Here is a 25,719-nt window from a genome sequence, read left to right on the forward strand (position 1 = left end):
ATCAGGAACAGCAATTGGGGAGCCCAATGCCGGGCTCCCGGTCCCCCCTTTCCCCAATCACCTCGGTATCGTGCGCACCATTGGTTTCCCACCTCTGGAGCAGCAATGAAACTCTTGCAACCCCTGAAAGTCGGCCCGCTCACCCTGCCCAACCGCGTGTTCATGGCCCCCCTCACCCGCCTGCGCAGCCTGGAGCCGGGTGACGTGCCTACCCCACTGATGGCCGAGTACTACCGCCAGCGCGCCAGCGCCGGGCTGATCATCACCGAAGCCACGCAGATTTCCTTCCAGGCCAAAGGCTATTCCGGCTCGCCAGGCATCCACAGCGCCGAGCAGATCGCTGCATGGAAGCATGTCAGCGAGGGCATACACGCCGATGGCGGCCACAGCGCCGTGCAGGTGTGGCACACCGGGCGGGTATCGCATACTTCCCTGCAACCCGGCGGCGAAGCCCCGGTGGCACCTTCGGCGCTGCCGGCTGCTGCCCGCACTACCCTGCGTGACGAGCACGGCAACCTGATGCGTGTGGAAACCTCTGCGCCGCGGGCGCTGAGCGAGGCGGAAATCGCCGGTATCGTCGCCGACTTCGGCCAGGCGGCCGCCAATGCCCGTGAAGCCGGCTTCGACTTCATCGAGCTGCACGCCGCCCACGGCTACCTGCTGCACCAGTTCCTCACCCCCAGCGCCAACCAACGCGAAGACCGCTACGGCGGCAGCGTCGAGAACCGTGCGCGGATCGTGCTTGAAGCAGTGGATGCGGCGATTGCCAGCTGGAGCGCCGACCGCGTGGGTATCCGCGTTTTCCCGCTGGGTGGTTTCAATGGTGTGGACAATGGCGAGGACCAGGAAGCTGCGGGCCTGTACCTGATCCGCGAACTGGCCAAGCGCAACCTTGCCTACCTGCACCTGTCCGAACCGGACTGGGCCGGCGGCAAGCCGCTGCGTGACGAGTTCCGCCAGGCGATTCGCGCGGCCTACCCGGGGGTGATCGTTGCTGCCGGTGCCTACACCGCCGAGAAGGGTGAAGACCTGATCGGGCGTGGTTTGATCGATGCCGTAGCGTTCGGGCGCAGCTTCATTGCCAACCCGGACCTGGTAGAACGGTTGCGGGTGCAGGCGCCGTTGAATGCGCACCGAGCGCAGTTCGATTATGCCAATGGGGCTGAGGGGTATACGGATTATCCGTTCCTGAAGCAGGCTTGATGCTGATAAAGGGAGCTTTCAGGCTCCCTTTTTTGTTGCCTGTGCCGGCCTCTTCGCGGGTGAACCCGCTCCCACAGGGGGCCCACAAAGTTCAAGCCTGTGGTCATCCTGTGGGAGCGGGTTTACCCGCGAAGAGGCCGGTAGCTTTAACTCAACTGCGCCAGGGCCTGCGCGGCATAGGCATGCGAACGCTGCCGCGCCAGCGGGTCGTGGATGCGGCAGTCGATCATCAGTTCATCCGCGCCGGTCTGCTCGATCAGCGTGCGCAACCCTTCCCTTACCCGCTCCGGCCCGCCGGCCACGGTGCAGGCCATCACCTGCTCAAGTACGGCGCGCTCATGGTCCGGCAAGCTCTGGACATAACCCTCCTGCGGCTTGGGCAGCAGGCCGAAGCGCCCGACATGCAGGTCCAGCATCCACTTGCGATGGGAGCTGGCCAGGTAATCCGCCTCGGCATCGCTGTCGGCGGCAAACAGGTTCATGCCCACCATCACATACGGTTTGGCCAGTTGTGCCGAAGGCTGGAAGTTCGCCCGGTAGTGGGCGATGGCCTGCAGCAAGTAGCGCGGCGCAAAGTGCGAGGCGAAGGCATAGGGCAGCCCCAGTTTCGCTGCCAGGTCGGCGCCGAAAAGACTGGAGCCGAGGATCCACACCGGGACGTCGTGCGTGCCCGGCACGCCGCGCACCCGCCGTTTGCCGTTGTCAGCCAGGTAGTCGCGCAGTTCGGCGATGTCCTGGCCGAAGTCGCGCTCTGGCGCAGCACCACGCAAGGCGCGCAAGGTCGGGCCGGAGCTGCCCGGTGCACGGCCCAGGCCGAGGTCGATGCGGCCCGGGTGCAGGGTGTCGAGCGTACCGAACTGCTCGGCCACCACCAAGGGCGCATGGTTGGGCAGCATGATGCCACCAGCGCCGACGCGGATATGCCGGGTGGCGTTGGCGATTTCGTTGATGACCAATGACGTGGCGGCCGAGCCGATGCCCGGCATGTCGTGGTGTTCGGCGATCCAGTAGCGGCTGTATTGCTGTTGCTCGACATGGCGCGCCAGTTGGCGGGACTCTTCGATCGCGTCGGCGAAGGTCTTGCCTTCACCGATCATGACCAGGTCCAGTACGGACAGTGCAGTCATGGGGTCTCCACAGGGATTATCAGTGACTGCCAGTTTCCCTGCTGCGCAGCCAGCGATAAACCCGGCTTCAGGCCCGGCACAGGGGCCTGTCAGTCCCCAATCAGTATTCCCAGGGCACACCCGGTTCCCAGCTGGCTACCAGCAGGTCGATGAACCCGCGTACCCGTGGCGACAGGTGGCGCTTGCTTGGGTACACGATACGAATCGGGTCCGCCGGCGGCCGATAGGCTTGCAGCACCTCCACCAAGGTGCCGGTGCGCAGGTCGTCGCCAGTGATGTAGGTGGGCAGGTGAATCAGCCCGAAACCCGCCCGCGCGCCATCGAGCATCGCCTCGGAGCTGTCGATGTTCAGCCGCCCGGGGTCTTCGCACAGGTGCAGCCCCGCTTCGGTATGGAAGCGCCACGGCATGGCCTTTTCGCCGGCCAGGAAGGCGATCTTGTCGTGCCCGTAGAGGTCGCCGGGCACCTGCGGTACGCCGCGTGTGTCCAGGTACGCGGGCGAGGCGCAGGTGACGAACTGCTGCCAGGCCACCGTGCGGGTCAACAGTTGCGAGTCTTCCTTCGGTGCACCGATACGCACCGCAACGTCGATACCCTCCTCGACCAGGTCGACGAAACGGTCGGTGAAGCGGATATCCGCGCGCAGCTCGGGCCACTGCTTCAGGTACTGGTCAAGAATCGGCAGCACATGGCGCTGGCCGAACGACAGAGGTGCTGTCAGGCGCAGGGTGCCGGTGGGCTTGCCACGGCGCTGGGCCATGGTGCTTTCCACTTCGTCCAGGTCATCCAGAATCTGCCGCCAGCGCTCGTAGGCCACCAGGCCCTCGTCTGTCAGGCTCAGCTTGCGCGTGGTGCGGTTGAGCAGGCGCACGGCCATGCGCGACTCCAGGCGAGCGATGCTCTTGCCCACCGCCGAGCGCGTCAGGCCCAAGGTGGCGGCGGCAGCGGTAAAACTACCGGCCTTCGCGGCACTGACGAAGGCGGCGATGTCGCCGAAGCGGTTGGGTTCCATGGGTGGTTCCTGAATCTGATGCGGCCGGCTTAGATGGGTATGAATCTGTGAAATGCAAGCAGGACTGTCGAGGCAGCACAGCACGTGTAGGAGCGGCCTTGTGTCGCGAAAGGGCTGTGCAACAGCCCCGGCAATTTTCCTGGCGATTGAAATAGCCGGGGCCGCTGCGCGACCCTTTCGCGACACAAGGCCGCTCCTACAATGATTTTCGCATGCAAAAACGGAAGGTGTGGCTGCCAGAGTGATCAAGCGAAGACCTTGATCACCAATAAATGTACCGGATAGAACAGATAACCCCAACGTCCGACTGCTGGCACCCGCCTATCATCATGACGCAGCAACAAGCACCCGAGCGGAATCGCCAAGGCTGCAGCAATCAGCGTCAGCACGGTGATAGGCGCCAGCAGATGCTCCTTCAACCAGCTGTTGGTCAGGTTCCCGCCCATGGCCAACAGGCAAGGCAACAACCAGGCCGCCCCTCCTGTTCGGCGGGCCATCAACCATGCGCCCGGCAGCATCACCCCCGGCAGCCCGTACATCAGCTGTTCGCTGAACAGCCACCCTGCAAGCAGACCGGCGAAGCCAAGCACTCGCGCCGACCTCGACGGATGGTGCACACCCCAGGCAACCAGTAACCCCAACACCAGGGTCGGCATCACGCTGAACGTTGGCGAACCACTGTCCAGCCAACGGTACGCAGGCTCCGACAGCACCGCGAACACCAGCATCAGCCCCAGATAACGCAGGTTGCCGCGGGTATGGAGCGCCCCGCCCCTGGAGCGCCCCACATTAACCGCAATCGCCAGGCAAAACAGCGGAAACGCCAACCGGCCCAGTACGAACAAGGCGTCGGCATCAGGCCACAGGAAACGCAGGTGGTCGGCGACCATGGTCAGCATCGCCGTCCACTTGACCAGGTCCAACCCGGCTGAACGCATGCCTCAGCGCCCGGGCTCGACTGTGGCGGGCCCCAGGTAACGATCGGTCCAGGCAGCCAGCGGCAACGGTGGCTGCTGTTCGACGATCCGTCGCCAGATCAGCACCAGGTCGTCGCCATTGAATGCCGCCCCTGGCCCGGCGCCCTTCCACATCGACGGCACATCGGTAATCCAGTGCCCCTGGCTGTCACGATGGGCCATGTTGAAGCGGAACGTGTAGTTCCCCGGGATGCCCATGCGCAGGTCGCTGACCACCAGCGCATCGCCGACCTGGTCGTAGCGCAGCCAGTCATCGGTGAACCAGCGCAAGCGCTGATGCAACGGGTTCCCGGCCAGCGCTTGTGCCAGTTGCAGGTTACGCGGCAAACGCTGCATTTCTGGCGTTTGCTGGTCGAACCCACTGCTGATGCCTTCGTAGTAATCGCCGTCCGGGGTCTTGGCCAGCACTCGCCAGACCAGGCTGTTGAAGGCTATCGGCACGGCACGTACCTGGCTGACGGCGATGCCTTGGCGATCGAGGGCAGCCTGAAACCGCTGCTCGGCCGCCATGCGTCCGGCCAGGCCGAAACCCAGGTAGGCTGCGCTGAATACCAAGGCCAGGGTCAGTAACTGCGTCGCCTTGCTGGTCAGCCCTTTGATGATTGCGTAAATCACCGCAGCCAGCAGCGGCACGGTGTAGACCGGGTCGATGATGAACACCGCTGCCCAGCTTTGCGGGGTGGCTTGCAAGGGCCAGAACAACTGCGTGCCATAGACCGTGAAGGCGTCGAGCAACGGGTGGGTGACCAGCACCAGCCAGAACGCCAGGAACAGCCTGGGCAAGGTATAACCTTTGCCTGGCCAGCACTTGTTGACCAGCCAGGCCAGCAGCAAGGCCAGCCCGCTGAGCACGAACAGGGAATGAGAGAAACCGCGGTGGTAAGTCATCTGCGACACCGGGTCGGCGTAGCGGATGATCACATCCAGGTCGGGCAGCGTGCCCAGCGCCGCGCCATACAGCAGCGAGCGGCGGCCCTGGATACGGCCGAGTACGGTACCTTGCAGGGCGGCGCCGAGTACTGCTTGGGTGATGGAGTCCAAGGGGGCATTCCTGAAAGGGTGGTTTCCGGAAGCTAACTTCATCCGGGCCCAATGCGCAATTCCTCTTGTGGGAGCATCTGTAACGGGCTGCCTGCCCTGGCCTCATCGCCGGCAAGCCAGCTCCCACCCCGACCGCGCTGCCCTCAAGACTTGCGCAGTACCTGTGGGAGCGGGCAAGCCCGCGAAACAGGCGACGCGGTGGATGGCACGGGCTTCGCCCGTGTTCGCGGGCGCGCCCGCTCCCACAGGGATCGCGCCCGCGCTGACCTCAAGCCATGCGCGATCCCTGTGGGAGCTGGCTTGCCGGCGATGAGGCCAGTGCAGGCAATATGAGACAGCTGCTCCCACCGGGTTTGCACATGCCTCTATGGATGATTCAGAACAACTGCCAGGTGTACACCAGCGTCAAGCGGTTCTCGTCGATGTCGCTGCGGTAGTTGGACCGGGCCATGGCATTGCGCACCCGGATCCCCAGCCCCTTCAGCACCCCGCCCTGCACCGCATAACCAATGTCCAGGTCGCGCTCGCGGTCGCGCCCTTCATACCCCTGCCCAGTGTCGACATTGTCACCTGTTATGTAACGCACGGTGGCGGTCAGCCCCGGCACGCCCATGGCCGCGAAGTTGTAGTCGTAGCGCACCTGGTACGAGCGTTCGTCGGTGTAGGCGAATTCATAGGTTGGCACTTCGTTACCCAACGGCGAGATGTTGGCGAATACCCGTGGGAACGGGCTGTCGCCATAAATGCCCTGGTAGCCGGCATGGAAGCTGTGCCCGCCATGCCGGGCCGTGAACATCGAGAAAAACGCCTGGTTGTCGATATTGCCGAGCAACGCATCGCCATCTTCGCGCGCAGTGAAATACCCCAGGTTGGCGCTGAGCACCCAGTTGCCTACGGGCTTGCTGTGCTTGAGGCCGACAAAGCCCTGTTCGTAGATGTCCTCCAGCTGCCCGTACCACAGGCTGACGCTGCTCTGGTTGGCATTGAACGCATAGTCCCCGCCCAGGTAGTTGAAGCCGTCGCTCTCTGCCTGGCGCATCGGCACATGGCCGAGCATGGCGTTCATCTTGCCGTCGCCGCCCTCGTTGCGCAGGTGGGTGCTTTTCAGGTGCCCGGCCTGCACGGTCAGGCCGTCGATTTCCGCCGAGCTCAGGCTTGCGCCCTGGTAGGTCGGTGGCAACAGGCGGATGTCGCTGAAGGTCAGCACCGGCAGATTGGCTTGCAGTTCGCCGACGCGCAATTCGGTTTTGGACAGCCGGGCCTTGAAGGTGGGCGCCAGGCGGCTGTATTCATCGGCGGCCCGGCCATCACTGTGCACCGGCAGTAACCCGGTGTTGGTGCGGTCGGGGCTGCTGTCGAGCTTGATGCCCAGCAGGCCCAGGGCGTCAACGCCAAAGCCGACCGTGCCCGGGGTGTAGCCCGACTTGAAGTCGAGGATGAAGCCCTGGGCCCACTCCTCGGCCTTGGATTGCTGGTTGGCCCCGACGATGTCGGAGAAGTCGCGGCTGAAGTAGTAGTTACGGGCACTCAATGTGGCCTTCGAATCTTCGAAGAAGCCGCCTTCGGCGGCCAGCAACGGTTGGCTGAGCAAAGTCAGGCCCAGGGCGACGCAAGGGGTGTGGTTCATTCCGAAGCTCTCTTGATCTTGTTTTTATGGGTAAAGCGTTGGAAACACGGCGGTTCATGGGGTACGGCTCAGCACCTCCCCGGCACGTGGCTGGCGCAGCCTGAGCAACGCATGGGCCAGCAGGCCGAACAGCAAGCCCCAGAACGCTGCCGAAAGCCCCAGGAAGGCCACGCCCGAAGCGGTGACCAGGAAGGTGAACAACCCGGCATCGCGCTCGGCCGGTTCCGCCAGGCTGCGGGTCAAGGCTTCGCTGATCGCGCCATACAGCGCCAGCCCGGCCAGGGCGGCGATCAGGGCGGCGGGGAATGCTGCGAACAGCGACATCAGCGTGGCTCCGGCGATCCCCAACAGCAGGTACAGCGCACTGCCAGCCACCGCCGCGACATAGCGCCGCCGGGGGTTTTCATGGGCCTCATGACCGGTGCACAGGCTGGCGGTGACCTCCGCCAGGTTCAGCCCGTGGCAACCGAACGGTGCCAGCGCCGCGCCGGCGAGGGCGCTGGCACTGATGATCGGGCTGGCCGGCGTGGGGTAGCCGGCGTTGCGCAGCACCGCCATGCCCGGCATGAACTGCCCGGTCAGGGCCACCAGCACCAGCGGCAGTGCCAGGCTGAATACCGCTGCCATGCTGAACTGCGGGGTGACCCACTGCGGCGACGCCAGCTCCAGCACCAACGCCTCGCTGCGAAACGCCCCGCTGGCCACGGTCACCACCGTGCCCACGCACAGCACCGCCGCCACGGCGTAGCGCGGCTGCACCCTGCGCATCACCACGTAGGTGACGAACATTGCCAGTACCAGCAGCGGTTGCACCGGCAAGGCGCGGAACACCTCGATGCCGAAGCTGAACAGGATGCCAGCCTGCATGCCGGCGGCGATGGAACCTGGCAGGCGCGTGATGATGCGGTCGAAGGCCCCGCTGATACCGATCAGCAGCAGAACCAGGTTGGCCACCAGGTAGGCGCCTACAGCCTGTTCCAGGCCCAGTTGCGGCAAGGCGGTGACCAGCAGCGCCGAACCGGGGATGGACCACGCGATCACCACCGGCACCCGGTAGCGCAGGCTGAGCAGCGCACCGAGCACGGCACTGCCCATGGACACTGCCCAGACCCAGGAGGACAGTTGCCGATGGGACAGGCCGGCAGCTTCTGCGGCGTGGAAGATGATCACCAAAGGGCCTGCGTAGGAGATCATCGTGGCGATGCAGCCGGCGACCAGGGCCGACAGGGAGCAGTCCTTGATCAGGGTTTTCATGAATATCTCGCAAGGCGGTGGCCGGCCTTTGTGGCTGGCTCTTGTTTTTTGCTGGCTTCTTCGCGGGTGAACCCGCTCCCACAGGGGCTGCACAGGTTTCAGCATTTTCGCCGTACCTGTGGGAGCGGGTTCACCCGCGAAGAAGCAAACCCGCTGGATCAGGCCTCCTGCAAAGCCCGCGGCCGCCCACTGCGCTGCTCATCCTCACCGCCCTGGGCCCGCTGCAACTGGAAGTCGAACTTCAGTTCGGCATGCCGCCCCGCCTCGCCCTCTACAAACACCACCTCGCCCACCAGCCCATCGCGTGTGGCATAGGCAAAGTCATCCCACAGGTACTTGTCCCCGGCCAGGTTGATCTGCGTGGTCAGGTGTCGATGCCCTGGCGCCGAGATGAAGAAGTGCACATGCGCCGGGCGCTGGCCATGGCGGCCCAGCAGGTCCAGGCACTCCTGGGTTGGCCCCTGCGGATCGCAGCCATAGCCTGACGGCACGATGGAGCGCGCGCGGTAGCGCCCCTGGGCGTCGGTGATGATGCGCCGGCGCAGGTTGTACTCGGACTGGCTCTGGTCGAAGAACGAATAGGTTCCGCGTGTATTGGCATGCCACAGGTCAACGGTGGCCCCCGGCAGCGGCCGGCCTTGCGGGTCGAGCACCTGGCCCTCCAGGTACATCAGCGTGGCCACGCCCTCCTCGCTGCCGTCGTCCATGCGTACTTCACCTTCGGCAATGGGCGCACCGGCCACGTACAGCGGGCCTTCGATGGTGCGTGGGGTGCCGCCGACCAGGCCTGCCTGCTGGTCCTTGGCATCCTGCAGCAGGTCGAGGAAGTGTTCGATGCCCAGCCCCGCCACCAGCAGCCCGGCCTCGCCACGACCGCCCAGGCGGTTGAGATAGTCGACGGCATGCCAGAACTCGTCCTCGCTGATTTCCAGGTCTTCGATCAGCCGCGCGGTGTCCTGCAGCAGGCGCTGCACAATGCGTTTCAGGCGCGGGCTGCCGGCGTCGTTACCAAAGCCTGCAGCCTCTTCGAAGAACTGCTGCACCTCGGCAGTGTGGGAAATTTTCACGGTCATGGTGGATTACCTCATGTTGTTTTCTGGAGTTACGCTTGCGCCGCAGCGGCCTGGGCATGCTGGCGGCCGCTGGCCAGGTGCACGGCCATGGCCAGCGCGGCAATTGCGCCGGGGATGGCGAAGGCGATGAAATTGAGTTGCAGGGGCAGGTTGATGCCCATCAGCGCACCACCCAGCAACGGGCCGACGATGGCGCCATTACGGCCGATGCCCGAGGCCCAGCCCAGCCCGGTGGAGCGCACCGATAGCCAGTACAGCTGGGCGGCGCCGGCATACAGCAGGATCTGCGTGCCGATGGTGGTGGCGCCGGCAATGAAGATCAGCAGGTACAGCACCGGCATCGGGCTGTTGACGCCGAGCAGGCTGATCGACAGCGCGGCGGCAATGAAGAACGCCACCTTGACCTTGACTAGGTTGTAGCGGTCGCCGAGCCAGCCGCCGAGGATCGCCCCGGCCATGCCGCCGAAGTTCAGCGCCAGCAGGAACGACAGGCTCGAGCCCAGGCTGTAGCCGGCGTTGGCCATCAGCTTCGGCAGCCAGGAGCTGAGCGCGTAGACCATCAGCAGGCAGCAGAAGAACGCCAGCCACAGTGCCAGGGTGCGAATGGCCAGGCCGTTGCGGAACAGTTCCACTACACCGGTGAACTTGCCGGCCCTTTCGCGGGACAAGCCCGCTCCCACAGGGGCGACCAGTACATCGTCTGGTTGCACGTCGCAGTCCGGGTCCAGTTGCCTGAGCAGCTTGCGCGCCTCGTCGGTACGGCCCTGACGCACCAGGAAACCGATCGACTCCGGAAGGTGGTAGAGAATCACCGGCAACAGCAGCAGTGGCACCGCTGCGGCGAAGAACATCGATTCCCAACCGAAACGCGGCAGCATGAAGATGCCGACACCCGCCGAGAGCATGCCGCCGAGCGAGTAGCCACTGAACATGATCGCTACCAGCGTGCTGCGCAGCCGCTTGGGCGCGTACTCGTTCATCAATGCCACGGCGTTGGGCATGAGGCCGCCACAGCCCAGGCCGGCAATGAAGCGGTAGATGCCGAACTCGCTCGGGCTGCTGGCAAACCCGTTGAGGATGGTCGCCCCGGAGAACAAGGCGAAACAGATGGCGATGCCCTTCTTGCGCCCGATACGATCAGCCAGGCTGCCGAACGCCAGGGCGCCGAACATCATGCCGAACAGCGCATAGCTGCCCAGCGCACCGGCCTGCAACGGGGTCAGGCCCCATTCTTTCATGATGACCGGCAGTACCACGCCGTAGATGAACAGGTCATAGCCGTCGAAGATCAGCAGCAGGCCGCACCAGGCCATGACCATCCAGTGGAACGGGGTAAAGCGCGCGTTATCGATGATCGGGTGTACGTCAAGGGTTCGCATGGCATCTGTCGCTCTTGTTTTTGTTGTGAAAGAAAGCTCTTGCCTTGGGGGTCGCTCAGCCGAGGTCGCCGCCCCCTACCGGCAAGGTCACGCCGGTGATGTACGAGGCTTCGTCGGAAGCGAGGAACAGGATCGCGCCCACCTGCTCGTCGATGCTGCCGTAGCGGTGCATCAGGCTGCTGTCGAGGGTCTGGTCGACGATCTGCTGGTACCAGTGCTTTTCCTGTTCGGTCTGCTCGGCACTGTTGCGCGGCACGCGCCGGGGTGGCGCTTCGGTGCCGCCAGGCGCGGTGGCGTTGACACGGATTCCCCGGCCAGCAGTTTCGAACGCCAGGCACGCGGTCAGCGCGTTGACGCCGCCCTTGGCCGCGCCGTAGGGCACGCGGTTGACGCTACGGGTGGCGATGGACGAGACGTTGACGATGGCGCCGCTGCCGCGTTCGAGCATGTACGGCAGTGCGGCATGGCAGCACCACAGGGTGGGGAACAACGAACGGCGTACTTCGGCTTCGATCTGGTCCACTTGGTAGTGTTCGAAGGGCTTGGCCCAGATAGTGCCACCGACGTTGTTGACCAGGATGTCGAGGCGGCCGAACGCTTCAACGGCGCTGGCCATGACCCGGGCGCAATCGTCATGTTGTTCCAGGTCGGCAGTGAGGGTGAGCATGCCTTCGCCGGCCAGTTCGTGAACCAGTTCGGAACGGTCTACCGCGACCACTTGCGCGCCTTCGGCCTTGAGCCGCCAGCACACGCCACGGCCGATGCCCTGGGCGGCACCGGTGACCAGGGCGACCTTGCCTTGGAATCGGTTGTTCATGTGTGTCTCCTGCTTGATCCGTGTAAGGGCAATTGGGAGGGCTGCGCCCTCCATCGCGACGCAAGGCCGCTCCCACAGGGGATCGCGGTGCATGTGGGAGCGGCCTTGTGTCGCGAAAGGGCCGCACAGCGGCCCCGGCGATCTATCAGGCCGCCGCCGCGAATTTCTCGTAGTAGAAGTTCGCCGGGGTGATGCCCTGTTCGCGCACGTATTGGCTGACCGCCTCGACCATCGGTGGCGGGCCGCACAGGTACACATCCACATTGCCGTCGTTGAGGTGGCGCGGCTCGATGTGCTGGGTCACGTAGCCCTTGTGCGGGTACTGGCTGTCCGGGTTGGCCACGCAGGCGCTGAAGGTGAAGTTGGGGATACGCGCCGCCAGCGCCTGCAAGCGGTCGAGTTCGACCAGGTCGAAGTCGTTGGTCACGCCGTAGATCAGGTGCAGCGGATGCTCGCTGCCCTGCTCGGCGATCTTCTCCAGCATCGCCGTGAACGGCGCCAGGCCGGTGCCACCGGCCAGCAGCAACAGCGGGCGCTGGATCGGCCGCAGGTAGAAGCTGCCCAGCGGCCCGGCCAGGGTCATGCTGTCGCCGGCCTTGGCCAGGTTGGTCAGGAAGCTGCTCATCAGCCCACCCGGCACGTTGCGGATCAGGAAGCTGACCTCGCCGTCCTTCTGCAGCGAGCTGAACGAATAGGCGCGGCTCTGCTCGCTGCCCGGCACCTTGAGGTTGACATACTGCCCAGGCAGGAACGCCAGGCGGCCAAGGGCTTCACCCTTGATCGACAGGGCAATGGTGCTGGCCGACAGCTGTCGGACATCGCTGATGGCGGCCTCGAAACTGGCCTGTTCGGTCTTGCACAACTGCGACGAGGCCGGGATGCGGATGACGCAGTCGCTTTCGGCGCGCATCTGGCAGGTCAGTACGTAGCCTTCGGCGACTTCATCTTCGCTCAGGGCGTCTTCGATGAAATTGTCGCCCAGGTCGTAGCGCCCGGACTCGGCCTTGCACTTGCAGGTACCGCAGGCGCCGTCGCGGCAGTCCAGCGGGATGTTGATGCCCTGGCGGTAGGCGGCGTCGGCCACGGTTTCATGGCCGCTGGCCTCGATGAAACGGGTGACCCCGTCTTCGAAATTGAGTGCGATCTGGTAGCTCATGTTGCACCTCGCGGGCGAGCCGGCCCACGGCACGTCGCAGGACGCACCGGGCAGCGCTCGCAAAACCCTGGATCAGATGTGGTAGATGTCGATGACCTGGCGCACGTAGTCGTTCTTCAGCACCACCTTCTTGGCCTTGATCAGCGGCTGCTCGCCGCGCAGGTCGAGGGTGTAGAAGCTGGTGCCGAAGTAACTGTCGGTGGTCTTGTAGCGGAAGCTCAGGGTGTGCCAGTTGAAGCGCACCTGGCAGCTTCCCTCGCCCTGCTCGACGATCTCGATGTTGCTGATGTTGTGCGAGGTGCGGGTGTCGGGCACGGTCGCACTGGAACGCTCGGTCTTGATGCGGAACACGCGGTCTTCCAGGCCGCCACGGTTGCCGTACCAGATCAGCGAGATTTCGCTTTGTGGGTCTTCGGTAAGGGTGTCGTCATCGTCCCAGCTCGGCATCCAGAAGCTGGCATCGCTGGCGTACAGCTCCAGCCACTGATCCCACTGGGCATCGTCCAGGTAGCGCGCTTCGCGGTAGAGGAAGTCGCGCACGGTTTCATACAGGCTCATAGCACGGCCTCCACGGGGATCAGTCGCTGTTCGTCCTTCAGGGCCTGGATCATGGTTTCCTGCCAATACTTGTGCTGCAGCACGAACAGGCCTTCGTCCTCGGTGCGTACGCCGGACAGCAGCGGATTCAACTCGATCTCCCTGGCCGCCTCGTCGGCGCCTTCCACCCAGTGCGCAGCGCCGCGGGACATGTCGTTCCAGCCGGTGCCGCCGCCGTAGCCGGTCTGGCACGAGCGGAACTCTTCCAGGTCATCCGGGGTGGCCATGCCGCTGACGTTGAAGAAGTCTTCGTACTGGCGAATGCGCTTGGCGCGGGCATCGGCGCTCTCGCCTTTCGGGGCGATGCAGTAGATGGTGATTTCGGTCTTGTTGACCGAAATCGGCCGGGCGATGCGGATCTGCGAACTGAACTGGTCCATCAGGTACACGTTCGGGTACAGGCACAGGTTGCGCGAGTTCTCGATCATCCAGTCGGCACGAGCCTGGCCGAAGTCGGCGGCCAGCTGGTCGCGGCGCTCGTAGGCCGGGCGGTCCTCGGGGTTAGCCCAGCGGGTCCACAGCAGCAGGTGGCCGTGGTCGAACGAGTAGAAGCCACCGCCCTGCTTGGCCCAGGCGCCGGCGCTCATGGTCTTGATCTCTTCACCCGCCTCGCGCTGCTTGCGCTGGTTCTGGGTGGCGGCGTAGTTCCAGTGCACGGAACTGACGTGGTAGCCGTCGGCGCCGTTCTCGGCGGTGAGCTTCCAGTTGCCTTCGTAGATGTACGAGCTGGCGCCGCGCAGCACTTCCAGGCCTTCTGGCGATTGGTCGACGATCATGTCGATGATCTTGGCCGACTCGCCCAGATGCTCGACCAGCGGTTTGACGTCGGCATTCAGGCTGCCGAACAGGAAGCCCCGGTACGACTCGAAGCGCGCCACCTTGGTCAGGTCGTGGGAGCCGTCGCAGTTGAAGCTGTCGGGGTAGCCGGCGTTGCTCGGGTCCTTCACTTTCAGCAACTTGCCGCTGTTGTTGAAGGTCCAGCCGTGGAACGGGCAGGTGTAGCTGGAGCGGTTGCCGCGCTTGTGCCGGCAGAGCATGGCGCCGCGGTGGCTGCAGGCGTTGAGGAAGGCATTGAGCTCACCGTCCTTGTTGCGCGCGATGAAGATCGGCTGGCGCCCCATGGTCAGGGTGAGGAAGTCGTTTTTCTCGGGGATCTGGCTTTCATGGGCCAGGTAGATCCAGTTGCCCTCGAAGATGTGTTTCATCTCCAGGTCGAACAGGCGTGGGTCGGTGAACATCTCGCGCTTGCAGCGGTAGATGCCCTTTTCACGGTCGTCCTCGAGCAAGGCATTGAGGTAGTCGAATCCCAGGGACATGGCCAGGGTCTCCCTTGTTATTGTTTAGACCTGGTCAGGTTAGGGATTGGTATCGGGCGGGAATATCCGGTTTGTGCGCGGTGCTATCCGTTTTGTGCAGGCTGTTGTTTGTGCGGGGCCCTATGGGAGCGGGTTCAACCGCGAAGAGGCCGGTGCGGCTCAGCGCCGATTACGCAAGGTTTCCGAGGGCAACTCGCCAAACTGCTGCCGATACACCTCGGAAAACCGCCCCAGGTGCATGAAGCCATAATCCATGGCCAGTTCGGTCACGCTGCGTACCGAACAGCTGGCGTCGCTGAGGCAAGCGCGCACCTGCTCCAGCTTGCGCTGACGTACATAGTGTTTGGGCGTGGTCTGCAGATGCCGGTCGAACAATGCATACAACGAGCGCAGGCTCATGCACGCCTGCTCCGCCAGCGCTTCTGCTGTCAGTTCAAGCCTCAGGTTGCGGTCGATGTAATCGATGATCCGTTCAAGGCTTGCCCCCGGCGAACCCAGGCTTTCGCGACGGATATTGGTGGTCATCAGGGTCAGCAGCTTGCTGGCGACGATCTGGCTGTAATGGCCCTGCACCCTGGGTAGTGAATCGTTCACCTCCGCCTCATGGCAAACCATGGCCAGCAGATTGACGAACCCGTCCAGCTCGTCCAGCCGGTAATGGTTGCGCAAGAACCGCACCCCGCCATCGGGTCGGTGCCAGCGCTGTTCATCGCAAATCGAATCCAGCAGCCGGGTCGGCACCTTGAGGATGAACTTCTCGCAGTCTTCCGAGTAAGTCAGGTCGACCGGATCGTCGGGGTTGATCAGCAACAGCTCGCCTGGCACCAGGTGATGCTCGCGCTTGTGCCCGCGCCATAGGCAGTTGCCGTTGAGCAGCACCTGCAGGTGGTAGATGGTTTCCAGTGCCGGCGAGGTAACGCGCACGCTGCCGCCGTAGCTGATGCGGCACAGGTCGAGTTCAGCGAACTTGCGGTGGCTGAGGCTGGCTTGCGGATGAGTGGTGCGGGACAGACCGATGCAATGCTGGCCTACGTGCTGGTTGACATAATCGGACACAGCATAAGGATCGGCGTGATGAAACACGCTACTACGCTCGCTCAGCAGGCGGCTTTCCATAGGCAAGGCACTCGGATCGTTATTGTTCTGGTTGCCGCTTCCTACGGCCCGGCGGGCTGTGGTTGCGGTCGTCACGGTCATTCTATCGAGCCGGCTGCGGGTCGCGGGGGCAGGCGACAACCGGTGGATGGGCACACTTAAGCAAAAAGGCAGGGGGTTGGGCAATGCGACCTTGGGAATGGATGGGCGGATAGCGGACAGACAGGACAGGGTCAGTGTTCGTTTATCGAACGGCTTTTTCCTGTGCTGGCCTCTTCGCGGGCACAGGCATCCCGGAACCGCCCAATTCACTGCACCGGCAAGAAGTTCATCAACAGCAGGCTTTGTGCGTAATTCAAACCAATGCGCCGATAACGCTCATCCAGCAACTCCGCCAGCAAGTCCAGCCGTGCCACGATCTTGCCAAACTCCACGGCAAAACTCAGGTTGCTGCCCTCTTCCGAGATCTCGTTGGAGAACAACAGCAGCACACCATTGGCATCCTGTCGCTGGCTCAACATCCAGGTGGCCTTCTCGATATTGCGCGCCGCGTTGTTGACGAACAGCGGGTCGATGGTATCGGTCATGTAGAACTCGGTACGGCCACCGTGCGCGGTGATCAGCATGCTGCCGATGGCGTAGATGAAGGCACCGACCCGGTCACCACGAAACTCGGGGCTCAGGGCGTAGCTCAAGGCTGCAAGATCACGACGGTTGCCCAATTGCGGCAAGGGCTGGCGTTGCTCGATGGCGATACGGATCTGCCGCTCGGCAGTGGCAGCATCCACGTAGCCGGACATCTTCCACTGGTTGGGGTTGCGCAGGTACAGCTTGTTCATCAACAGATACAGGCTTTGCAGGTTGTCGCGCATGGACAGCGTGGCCAGGCGGTCGACGCTGGTCTGGAACAGTTCGCTGGGCTTGCCGTTGCCGAACTGGTCGAGCATGTCGCGGCCCTGCTGCTGGGTGCAGGCGCACAGGCATGTTAGGGCGCCTGCCAGCAGCAGACGGGAGAGGACATTGGGATTGCTTGCAACCATCGGCACCGGGTCGATATTCGGCGGCCGCACCGAGGATCAGTGTGGCCTGGCCAAGCATAGAGCCCGGAAATCGGAAAAAGTGCGGTGATCGGGGGTTTTGGATACCTGTGCCGGCCTCTTCGCGGGTAAACCCGCTCCCACAAGTTACTACACAGTTTTCAGCATCTGTGGAGAACCTGTGGGAGCGGGTTTACCCGCGAAGAGGCCAGTACAGGAGGCACATCACTTACATGGCGTGCCGCAACATCTCCACCACCTGCGCATGCAGCACCGGGTCCCCACAGGCCACCACACACCCGCCATTCTGCGCACTGCTGCCATCCCACGCTGTGATCACCCCGCCCGCCCCTTCGATGATCGGCATCAGCGCCTGCACGTCATACGGCTGCAGGCTCGCCTCGACGATCACGTCGACAAACCCGGAAGCCAGCATGCAATAGGCATAGCAATCGCCGCCGTAGCGCATCAGGCGCGCCTTGCCGGCAACAGCCTCGAACGCAGCCTTGCGCGCGGCGGTATCGAACATGTCCGGCGTGGTGCACATCAACGTGGCCGAGGCCAGATCGGCACAGGCGCGGGTCTTCAACGGCGTACCGCTGCGCCAGGCGCCTTCCGGTGTGCCGACAAAGCGTTCGCCGGTAAATGGCTGGTTCATCACCCCGACCACTGGCCGCGTGCCGTCGTTCAGGGCGATCAGCGTGCCCCACAGCGGCAGGCCGGTGATGAAGGCACGGGTGCCGTCGATCGGGTCGAGCACCCAGGTCAGCGGGCTGCTGCCGACTGCCACGCCGGCTTCTTCACCGAGGATGCCGTGCGCGGGATAGCGGGCCTGAATCAGCTCGCGCATGACGTCCTCGGCTGCCTTGTCGGCCACGGTCACCGGGTCGTACAGGCGCCCACCCTTGTCCTCGACGTCCAGGCTGGCGCGAAAGTATGGCTTGATCGCCACAGCGGCGGCATCGGCCAGCTGCTCGGCGAAGGCGCGGAATTCGCCGATCTGTTCAGCACTCAGGGACATGGGGCGGGCCTCGTGAAAATGATGGGGCCCGCATCATACCCGACACGCCGTGCCGCGCCAGCCTCCGTCAGGTGCTCATGCCGCCCTGCGCGGTCTAGACTGAACAAGACCAGATCAGCGGGGGGCTGCCACACGTGGAGGTGTGAGATGAGCCAGTTCAAGCGTCTGTTCGTCATGCTCGGCCCGCAGATGCGCCACACGCCAGCGCTGCAACGCGCGGCGGCGTTGGCGGAGTCCAGCGGTGCCTTGCTGGATATCAACGTGTTCGTCGACGATGTCGACACCTTCGGCTTGATGAGTGATAGCCGTGAGCGTGAGCGGTTGCTCAGCGACAACCGCCAATGGCTGGCGGACGAAGCCGAGCAACTGGCAGACGCCGGTCTGGATGTATCTACCGAATTGCTGCTGACCCGCGACCCGCTGGGCAGCGTGCTGGAACGGGTCGAACGGCTGGGTTGCGACCTGCTGGTCAAGGATGTGCAGCACGAACCAGTGCTCAAGCGCCTGCTGGTAACGCCACTGGACTGGCAATTGCTCAAGGACAGCCCGGTCGCTGTGCATCTGGTCAGCGACATCCGCCTGCCCCTGCCCCGGCAGATTGCCGCCGCGGTGGACCTGAACAGCCATGGCGCCGGCGAGCACCTGGATGAGCAGGTGATCCATTGCGCCCATGCCCTGGCCCTGCAGTGCAATGCCGAGCTGCACCTGCTGCATGTGTGCGACGCGGCCAGGACTCACATTGCCGACTTCGGCGCCGGCACGGTGACCATGCCCGGCTTCGATGCCGGTGTGCGGACCTCGCAGCGGGCGGCGTTCAACCGGCTGGGCGACCATCACCAGATCCCGCTGGAGCGCAGGCACTTCCTCGAAGGGGCTGCGATCAAGGCCATTGCTCAGTTCGTCGGCCACAACCGAGTGGATGTGATCGTGATGGGCAGCCACCGGCATGACGCCATGCAGACGTTCCTGGGCGGGACCACGGCGCACGTGCTGGAGCATCCGTTGTGCAATGTGCTGGCGATCAAGGCGGTTCGCTGAGTGCTGCTGCACCTGGGCTGGCCCCTTCGCGGGCACGCCCGCTCCCACAGGTCATGCACAAAGCCTGAGCCTGTGACGAATCTGTGGGAGCGGGCGAGCCCGCGAAGAATCCAGCACAAATTCTACTTGGTATCTGGTACACCAGTGCCACACAAAAATAATGCTTTTGATAATGATTCGTAGTAGTTTCTCGGCGCTTGCTCACCCTACCCTCAGCGCCCTACTCCAGGATCGTACTGTCGATGCGTCGCACGTTCGTTTCGCTTTGTGTGCTTCATGCTATCTCCCCACTGGCCTTTGCCGAACCTGAACCGCTCGGCGAACCCGCCCAGATCGAACTCCAGGCTCTGAACATCACCAGCAGCGCCGACAGCGAACGTGCCGATGGCCCGGTCGAGGGTTACAAGGCTAGCCGCTCGGCCAGTGCCACCCGCACCGACACCGCCCTGCACGAAACCCCACAATCGGTCAGCGTGGTGCCCAAGGATGTACTGCAAGACACTGGCGCCACACGTCTGCAGGACGGTCTGGACTACGCCGGCGGTGTCGGCCGCGCCAACAACTTCGGCGGCCAGGGCCTGACCACCTTCACCGTGCGCGGCTTCACCACCGGCGAGTTCTACCGCAACGGTTTTCCGATCAACCGCGGCTACCCCAACGCCCCCGACGCCAATACCGTCGAGCGCCTGGAAGTGATCCGTGGCCCGGCCAGCAGCCTGTACGGCCGTGGCGACCCCGGCGGCACCTTCAACGTGGTCAGCAAGCAGCCGCTGCCAGAGTCGAAAGTCACCCTAGGCAGCCAGTTCGATGACCAGGGCATGCACCGCGCGACCCTGGACGCCACCGGGCCGCTGAACCAGGACGGCTCGCTGGCCTACCGCCTGAACCTGCTGGGCGAAGGCGGCGAAAGCTTCCGTGACGACGTGGAAAGCGAGCGTTATGACGTGGCGCCGGTGCTCAGCTGGCAGGTCAACGACAGCACCAAGATCGTCTTCGAGGGCGATTTCATGCGCAACAACCATCCGTTGGACCGTGGCCTGACCCGCTTGCCCGGCCAGCTCGGTACAGCCTCGCGCGACACCAACATCTGGGAAAAAGGCAGCGACAACCTGCTGCACAACGACAACAACATGGCCCAGTTGCGTTTCGAGCACCTGCTCAACGACAACTGGACGCTGGGTGGCGGCATGCAGTGGCTCGACGGCTCGCTCAAGGGCAACGCCGTGGAGGCCAATGCATTGCAGGCTGACGGTCGCACGCTGGGGCGCAACTTCAACTATCGCAAACTGGAGTGGACCGACCGCGACTACCAGCTCAACCTCACCGGCCACTTCGACACCGGCGGCTACGCTCATACACTGCTGACCGGCATCGAGTATGAAGACTACGACTACAACTCGATCATCCAGCGCTCGGCCAGCGGTGCCAGTGCGTACCCGATCGACATCTTCGACCCGGTACTGGGCCAGCCACGCCCTGCCCTGACCCGCACCACCACCCATGACAAGGAAAACCTGAAGACCTGGGCGGCATTCATCCAGGATCAGGTGGCCCTGACCGAGCGACTGAAGGCGCTGGCGGGTATGCGCTTCGAGCGCTTCGAGCACGATTACGACGACAAGCTGCCGACCAACCGCGACTTCAGCAAGGGCGAAAACGGCGTCACCCCACGCTTCGGGCTGATCTACGACCTGACCGATACGGTTGCGGTCTATGCCAACACCGCGCGCTCGTTCAAGCCCAACACGGGCACGCCAAGCGGGGGCGGAGGCTTCGACCCGGAGAAAGGCAAGTCCTACGAACTGGGTGTGAAATGGGAGGCACTCGACCGCCAGCTGAGCATCGACGCGGCGATCTATCACATCGTCAAGGAGAACGTCCTGGCGCGCGACCCGAACGACCCCACCGGTACCTACAGTATTGCGGCCGGCGAAGTGCGCAGCCGTGGCCTGGACATCAATATCGCTGGCAACCTGACACCGGAATGGCGCGTGATTGGTGGTTATGCCTACGTGGACGCCGAAGTGACCGAGGATACGACCCTGCCCAAGGGCACGCGCCTGGCCAACATCCCGCGCAACAGCTTCAGCCTGCTGAATACCTACGAGTTCCAGGATGGCCTGGCCAAGGGGCTGGGGTTGGGGGTTGGGGTGAAGTACGTGGATGATCGCGCCGGCCAGACGGCTGCGACGACCTACACCATGGAGCGCTACAGCGTGGTGGACCTGCTGAGCTTCTACAAGGTCAATGAACACGTGCGGCTGAACCTGGACGTGAAAAACGTGTTCAACAAGGGCTATGACGAAGGCGCGTTCAACAACTACGTCTACCCGGGTGCGCCGCGGACGGTGCAGGCTGGGGTTTCGTATACCTTCTGACCGTTCCTGGGGCTGCTTTGCAGCCCATCGCGACACAAGGCCGCTCCTACAAGGAAACCGCGATCTCCTGTAGGAGCGGCCTTGTGTCGCGAAAGGGCCGCAAAGCGGCCCCCGGGTTTCAGAAGCCCTTGCTGTAGAACAGCGAGTACGACTCAATGCCGTCGTTAGGCTGCTTGAGCCCCGCGTTGGAGTAATGCATCGCGCGGATCCCCACCTTCTGCTCCCCCGGCAACTTCAGGCCAAAGCCGATGCGGTCTTCGAAGTTGACCGACGAGCCCAGGCGCTGGTCACCCACATCGGTCTTGGAAAACGCCGCCAGGCCAATGCCGGCCTCGATGTACGGGGTATAGGTGAAACCGCTGAATTCGTAGGTGAACACCGGGCTGAACGACAGCGAGTGCGCACCACTGGCCTCCCCGCCTTCCCAATAGGTGTACGCCGCATCCCAGTATCCGGTCAGATGGCCGGTGCTGCTTTCCAGCCACTTCTTCTCCCAGTCGAACGACAGGCCGATACGGTAGGTCATGTCGCCTTGGCCAGTGGCGCCAACGGCACCGGTCACCTGTGCCGCCTGGGCCAGATTCGTTCCGGCAAAGGCCAGCACTGCAGCAGCCAGCGAGGCTGCTAGACGGGTTTTCATCAATGACTTCTCCTGATGGTCTACACGGCAAGCGGGGGCTTTGGCCCCTCAATCTTATGCGGTGACCGGATGCATCCAGCCCGGTCACACGAAGTAATACTTTTCTGATTATCGTCCAGATAAACAGAAAGTTGAAAGTGTATTGCCACTATCGGCTAATCCGACTGCCAGCATCTACCCTGCCAGCCAGCAGGGCTCAGTCGTATTCCGCCTCTTCGTGTTCACCCAGCAGGCGCCTTTGCCTGGGCGTGGCCACCTCCAGCACCTGCGGGTTGAAGCGCCAGTTCAGGTACGGCGAAAACTTCTGCGCCACCATGCGCCGGCCATAGTGCACTTGCAGCATGTCGCGCGCGCGTGACTGGGTGCAGTTGGCCCCGCCGCTGTGCCAGACATCGCTGCGAAACACCAGCGCGTCCCCGGCCTTGCACAGCACAGGTTGGGCCTCACGGCCCTGCCAGTGCTGCTCGCCAGCCTGCGGTGGCCGCGCCGCGCGGTGGCTGCCGGGCACAATCCAGGTCGGCCCGATGTGATGGTCGATATCGCTGAGGTACAGCTGCGCAGTCAGGATCTGCGGGGGTTGGGTAAAGTCGCCGCGCTCACTGAGCCAGTCGGGCAACTGCATGGGCAGGTGGTCCAGGTGCAGGGCCATACCGGGGTAGCCCGGGTGGCTGCGCCAGGCGGTCTGGCCGATCACATGGCAATCGGCGCCCAATGCCGCTTCGGCCAAGGCAATCAGTGGCGGCAGGTCGAGAAAGGGCAACCACAACGGGTTGCGGTTGAACACGCACTTGTAGTGCTCCAGCAGCCCCTGGTAATCCCAGTGGATCGGCTGCAGGTCATCGATGGCGCAGCGCAGCAAGGCGATACGCAAGGGTTCGAGCACATCGGGGAGCAACACATAGCCCCGCTCGTCCAACATCTCCAGCTGAAGATCCAGGCTCATGGCGATGCGCTCCTTTTCGGCAGGAGCACATCCGTACTCCTGCCCGTTTTCCCATCACCGCCAGTTCAGGTTCACGGTAGTGGGGGTCTTGCCATTCACGGTCACCAAATGCTGCACCGTCTCACCCTGGGCGTTGCCAGTGACTTTGTACTTGCCGGGAGGCAACTGCACATACAGCAGCGGCCCGGCATCCGTGACGCTGAGCACGGGCTGGCCCTGTGCATTCTGGATGTCGACGGTAGCACCGCTCTGGAACTTGCCTTCCGGGCCGGTGGAGAGTTCCACGTGCAGGTCATAGCCCGGGGTCTTGCGCAGGGCGTTGGCTTCATCCTGGCCGATGCCGCCTTGCAGGTAGCGGACGCCGTTCTGCTCCTGCTGTTGCAGTTGCACGGCCTGCATGTCGATGGGGGCATTGAGGTCGGCGGCGGCCGCCAGGGTCCATGGCAGGGCCAGGGTGATCAGCAGCGCCGCGCCGAGGGCATAGTGATGGTTACGCATGGTACGACCCTCCTTTCGAGGATGGCTTACCTATTATCTGATCCTTCGGGCGTAACGGCGTTCGTGTCGATGCATGGTCGGCTGGCTGAAATTCTCTTGGTTAAAGAAAATAGTTAGCAATAACATCAGCTTGCACGCCATTCTTCGAGCAACTTCACGAACATGCTCAAACTGCGCGATACCGTGCCCCGCCGCCACACCAGCCAGGTTTTCAGGTAACGGAAATCCTCCGACATCGGCCAGGCACTGACGGTGCTGCAACCGGGCATGTTGTCGAGCATGCTGCGCGGCATCATGGCCAGGCCGGCACCGGCGCTGACGCAGGCCAGCATGCCGTGGTACGACTCCATTTCGTGGATCTTGCCTGGCACCGCCTGATCCTGCACGAACCAGTTCTCGAAGTGGTGGCGGTACGAACAGTTGGCGCGAAAGGCATAGATGCTTTCGCCGTTGACGTCCTGGGCGCGGGTTACCGGGGCGTGGTTCAGCGGCGCGATGACCATCATTTCTTCCTCGAACACCGGCATGCCCTCCAGCGTCGGGTGCAGCACCGGCCCGTCGACGAACGCCGCGACCAGGCGCCCGGACAGCACGCCTTCGAGCATGGTCCCGGAAGGGCCGGTGGACAGGTCCAGGTCGACTTTGGGATAGCGCTGGTTGTAGGCCGCCAGCAAGGCCGGAATGCGCACCGCCGCCGTGCTTTCCAGCGACCCCAGGGCGAAGGTGCCCTGCGGGTCTTCACCGGCCACGGTCAGCCGCGCCTCGTGTACCAGGTCAAGGATGCGCCGGGTGTACTCGAGGAAGTTCCAGCCGGCGGGGGAAAGGCGCAGGCGGCTCTTTTCGCGGATGAACAACTCCACGCCCAGGTCCTCCTCCAGTTGCTTGATACGCGTGGTCAGGTTCGACGGCACTCGATGGATATGCTGCGCAGCGGCACTGATGCTGCCCTGCTCTGCCACGGCCTTGAAGATCTCGAGTTGCACCAGGTCCACAGCCTTTCTCCAAACGTGAATGTTTCGCTCATTATTATTCAGTTTTCATTAAAGCCATAGCCCACTAGTCTGGCGTCACGGTTCAACAACAACGAGAGTGTCCCGCCATGAGCGCGATCAGCAGCCTGACCCACGCCATCTCCCTCGACCCGTACAGCGGCGAGCAGATCGGCGCCTACCCGTTCGACACCGACGCCGCACTGGAAGCGGCGCTGCAACGCGCCAAGGTTGGCTACCGCCAGTGGCGCCAGGTGTCGCTGGGTCAGCGCAGCGAGTACCTGCTTGCCCTGGCCAGCACCCTCGAAACCAAGGCCGAAGCCTTCGCGCAAATGATCAGCCGCGAAATCGGCAAGCCTGTCACCCAGGCCCGTGGTGAAGTCAGCAAGTGCGTCGGCCTGTGCCGCTGGTACGCCGAACACGGCCCGGCCATGCTCGCCCCCGAGCCGACCCAGGTCGAGAAAGCCCGCATCGAGTATCGCCCGCTGGGCCCGATCCTGGCGGTGATGCCATGGAACTTCCCGGTCTGGCAGGTACTGCGCGGCGCCGTGCCGGCGATCCTGGCCGGCAACACCTATGTACTCAAGCACGCGCCGAACGTGATGGGCAGCGCTTACCTGCTGGGCGAGCTGTTCAAGGATGCCGGCCTGCCGGAAGGCGTGTTCGAGGTGCTGAACGTGACCCCGGACGGCGTCACCCGCGCCATCAACGACCCGCGCATCGCCGCGGTGACTCTGACCGGCAGCGTGCGTGCCGGTATGGCGATCGGTGCACAAGCCGGCGCCGCGCTGAAGAAGTGCGTGCTGGAGCTGGGTGGTTCCGACCCGTTCATCGTGCTGGCCGACGCCGACCTGGATGCCGCCGTGAAGGCTGCGGTGATCGGCCGTTACCAGAACACCGGCCAGGTCTGCGCTGCGGCCAAGCGCCTCATCGTGGAGGAAAGCATCGTTGACGAATTCACCCGCAAGTTCGTCGAGGCCACTCGCGAGCTGAAAATCGGCAACCCACTGGAAGACGACACCTACATCGGCCCGATGGCCCGTTACGACCTGCGCGACGAGCTGGATGGCCAGGTCCAGGCGACCCTCGCCGAAGGCGCCACCCTGCTGCTGGGTGGCCACAAGGTCGAAGGCGTGGCCAACTTCTACGCGCCGACCGTGTTCGCCAACGTCACCCCGGACATGACCGCGTTCAAACAGGAGCTGTTCGGCCCGGTGGCGGCGATCATCAGCGCACGGGATGCGGAGCATGCGGTGGAGCTGGCCAACGACAGCGAATTCGGCCTGGCCTCGACCATCTACACCGCCGACTACGCGTTGGCCGAACGCATGACCGCGGCGCTGGATACCGGCGGCGTGTTCATCAACGGCTATTGCGCTTCCGACCCCCGCGTGGCGTTTGGCGGGGTGAAGAAGAGCGGCTTCGGGCGTGAGCTGTCGCACTTTGGTGTGCGTGAGTTCACCAATGCCCAGACTGTGTGGCTGGACCGTAACTGATTGGC

23 protein-coding genes are annotated in these 25,719 nt (G+C 63.8%); 4 read left to right on the forward strand and 19 right to left on the reverse strand.

The window, feature by feature from the left end; genetic code table 11:
- The first annotated feature begins 105 nt into the window (after positions 1-105).
- Positions 106-1,203: an alkene reductase gene (gene nemA, locus JV551A3_RS15395; RefSeq protein WP_133972815.1), complete on the forward strand. Its 1,098-nt coding sequence runs from the start codon at positions 106-108 to the stop codon at positions 1,201-1,203.
- 146 nt (positions 1,204-1,349) lie between these two features.
- On the opposite strand, the gene JV551A3_RS15400 is transcribed toward nemA, so the two are convergent.
- The 15 genes from JV551A3_RS15400 to hisN all read right to left on the reverse strand — a co-directional run bounded on the left by JV551A3_RS15400 (position 1,350) and on the right by hisN (position 17,732).
- Positions 1,350-2,330: an LLM class flavin-dependent oxidoreductase gene (locus tag JV551A3_RS15400; protein ID WP_133972813.1), complete on the reverse strand. Its 981-nt coding sequence runs from the start codon at positions 2,328-2,330 to the stop codon at positions 1,350-1,352.
- A 100-nt stretch (positions 2,331-2,430) separates the two neighbouring features.
- Positions 2,431-3,342 carry a LysR family transcriptional regulator gene (locus tag JV551A3_RS15405; RefSeq protein ID WP_112253995.1) on the reverse strand — a complete coding sequence of 304 codons (912 nt, stop codon included), beginning with the start codon at positions 3,340-3,342 and terminating at the stop codon, positions 2,431-2,433.
- 245 nt (positions 3,343-3,587) lie between these two features.
- Positions 3,588-4,280, reverse strand: a complete 693-nt coding sequence (locus JV551A3_RS15410) for a TraX family protein (protein ID WP_133972811.1) — start codon at positions 4,278-4,280, stop codon at positions 3,588-3,590.
- 3 nt (positions 4,281-4,283) lie between these two features.
- Complete coding sequence (locus tag JV551A3_RS15415; protein ID WP_133972809.1) at positions 4,284-5,360, reverse strand: metal-dependent hydrolase; 1,077 nt, start codon at positions 5,358-5,360, stop codon at positions 4,284-4,286.
- A 376-nt stretch (positions 5,361-5,736) separates the two neighbouring features.
- Positions 5,737-6,987, reverse strand: coding sequence for an OprD family porin (locus tag JV551A3_RS15425; RefSeq protein WP_133978887.1), 1,251 nt, complete (start codon positions 6,985-6,987; stop codon positions 5,737-5,739).
- A gap of 54 nt (positions 6,988-7,041) precedes the next feature.
- Complete coding sequence (locus JV551A3_RS15430; RefSeq protein ID WP_133972805.1) at positions 7,042-8,241, reverse strand: benzoate/H(+) symporter BenE family transporter; 1,200 nt, start codon at positions 8,239-8,241, stop codon at positions 7,042-7,044.
- Positions 8,242-8,399: 158 nt separating this feature from the next.
- Positions 8,400-9,314 carry a catechol 1,2-dioxygenase gene (gene catA / locus JV551A3_RS15435; protein WP_133978889.1) on the reverse strand — a complete coding sequence of 305 codons (915 nt, stop codon included), beginning with the start codon at positions 9,312-9,314 and terminating at the stop codon, positions 8,400-8,402.
- 29 nt (positions 9,315-9,343) lie between these two features.
- Complete coding sequence (locus tag JV551A3_RS15440; protein ID WP_133972803.1) at positions 9,344-10,693, reverse strand: MFS transporter; 1,350 nt, start codon at positions 10,691-10,693, stop codon at positions 9,344-9,346.
- Positions 10,694-10,748: 55 nt separating this feature from the next.
- Entirely contained in the window at positions 10,749-11,510 is a 762-nt protein-coding gene (locus tag JV551A3_RS15445; protein WP_133972801.1) for a 1,6-dihydroxycyclohexa-2,4-diene-1-carboxylate dehydrogenase, read from the reverse strand.
- A 145-nt stretch (positions 11,511-11,655) separates the two neighbouring features.
- On the reverse strand, positions 11,656-12,666 hold the full coding sequence (benC, locus tag JV551A3_RS15450) for a benzoate 1,2-dioxygenase electron transfer component BenC (RefSeq protein ID WP_133972799.1): 1,011 nt from the start codon (positions 12,664-12,666) through the stop codon (positions 11,656-11,658).
- Between the two features lie 72 nt (positions 12,667-12,738).
- Entirely contained in the window at positions 12,739-13,224 is a 486-nt protein-coding gene (gene benB, locus JV551A3_RS15455) for a benzoate 1,2-dioxygenase small subunit (protein ID WP_004374327.1), read from the reverse strand.
- Positions 13,221-14,579 carry a benzoate 1,2-dioxygenase large subunit gene (gene benA, locus JV551A3_RS15460; protein ID WP_133972797.1) on the reverse strand — a complete coding sequence of 453 codons (1,359 nt, stop codon included), beginning with the start codon at positions 14,577-14,579 and terminating at the stop codon, positions 13,221-13,223. Before benA ends, benB begins: the two co-directional genes overlap by 4 nt.
- A gap of 159 nt (positions 14,580-14,738) precedes the next feature.
- Positions 14,739-15,695: a helix-turn-helix transcriptional regulator gene (locus JV551A3_RS15465; RefSeq protein ID WP_133972795.1), complete on the reverse strand. Its 957-nt coding sequence runs from the start codon at positions 15,693-15,695 to the stop codon at positions 14,739-14,741.
- Between the two features lie 287 nt (positions 15,696-15,982).
- Positions 15,983-16,714, reverse strand: coding sequence for a hypothetical protein (locus JV551A3_RS15470; protein ID WP_133972793.1), 732 nt, complete (start codon positions 16,712-16,714; stop codon positions 15,983-15,985).
- 226 nt (positions 16,715-16,940) lie between these two features.
- Positions 16,941-17,732, reverse strand: a complete 792-nt coding sequence (gene hisN / locus JV551A3_RS15475; RefSeq protein WP_133972791.1) for a histidinol-phosphatase — start codon at positions 17,730-17,732, stop codon at positions 16,941-16,943.
- Positions 17,733-17,879: 147 nt separating this feature from the next.
- Between hisN and JV551A3_RS15480 the strand changes: the two genes are divergently transcribed.
- Together JV551A3_RS15480 and JV551A3_RS15490 are read left to right on the forward strand one after the other, a co-directional pair.
- Positions 17,880-18,770 (forward strand): universal stress protein, encoded by an 891-nt coding sequence (locus tag JV551A3_RS15480; RefSeq protein WP_133972789.1) that lies wholly within the window; start codon positions 17,880-17,882, stop codon positions 18,768-18,770.
- 242 nt (positions 18,771-19,012) lie between these two features.
- Positions 19,013-21,148: a TonB-dependent siderophore receptor gene (locus JV551A3_RS15490; RefSeq protein ID WP_133978891.1), complete on the forward strand. Its 2,136-nt coding sequence runs from the start codon at positions 19,013-19,015 to the stop codon at positions 21,146-21,148.
- 118 nt (positions 21,149-21,266) lie between these two features.
- Here the strand turns inward: JV551A3_RS15490 and JV551A3_RS15495 are convergent, their stop codons facing one another.
- The 4 genes from JV551A3_RS15495 to ptrR all read right to left on the reverse strand — a co-directional run bounded on the left by JV551A3_RS15495 (position 21,267) and on the right by ptrR (position 24,221).
- Entirely contained in the window at positions 21,267-21,788 is a 522-nt protein-coding gene (locus tag JV551A3_RS15495; protein ID WP_133972783.1) for an acyloxyacyl hydrolase, read from the reverse strand.
- A gap of 196 nt (positions 21,789-21,984) precedes the next feature.
- On the reverse strand, positions 21,985-22,731 hold the full coding sequence (locus tag JV551A3_RS15500) for a phytanoyl-CoA dioxygenase family protein (protein ID WP_133972781.1): 747 nt from the start codon (positions 22,729-22,731) through the stop codon (positions 21,985-21,987).
- Between the two features lie 54 nt (positions 22,732-22,785).
- Positions 22,786-23,229 (reverse strand): carboxypeptidase regulatory-like domain-containing protein, encoded by a 444-nt coding sequence (locus tag JV551A3_RS15505; protein WP_133972779.1) that lies wholly within the window; start codon positions 23,227-23,229, stop codon positions 22,786-22,788.
- A 125-nt stretch (positions 23,230-23,354) separates the two neighbouring features.
- Positions 23,355-24,221: a putrescine utilization regulator PtrR gene (ptrR, locus tag JV551A3_RS15510; RefSeq protein WP_133972777.1), complete on the reverse strand. Its 867-nt coding sequence runs from the start codon at positions 24,219-24,221 to the stop codon at positions 23,355-23,357.
- Between the two features lie 107 nt (positions 24,222-24,328).
- On the opposite strand from ptrR, the gene JV551A3_RS15515 reads away from it, so the two are divergent.
- Positions 24,329-25,714, forward strand: a complete 1,386-nt coding sequence (locus tag JV551A3_RS15515) for an aldehyde dehydrogenase family protein (protein WP_112253975.1) — start codon at positions 24,329-24,331, stop codon at positions 25,712-25,714.
- Positions 25,715-25,719 lie beyond the last annotated feature (5 nt).

The organism is Pseudomonas inefficax (assembly GCF_900277125.1).
GTDB classification, from domain to species: domain Bacteria; phylum Pseudomonadota; class Gammaproteobacteria; order Pseudomonadales; family Pseudomonadaceae; genus Aquipseudomonas; species Aquipseudomonas inefficax.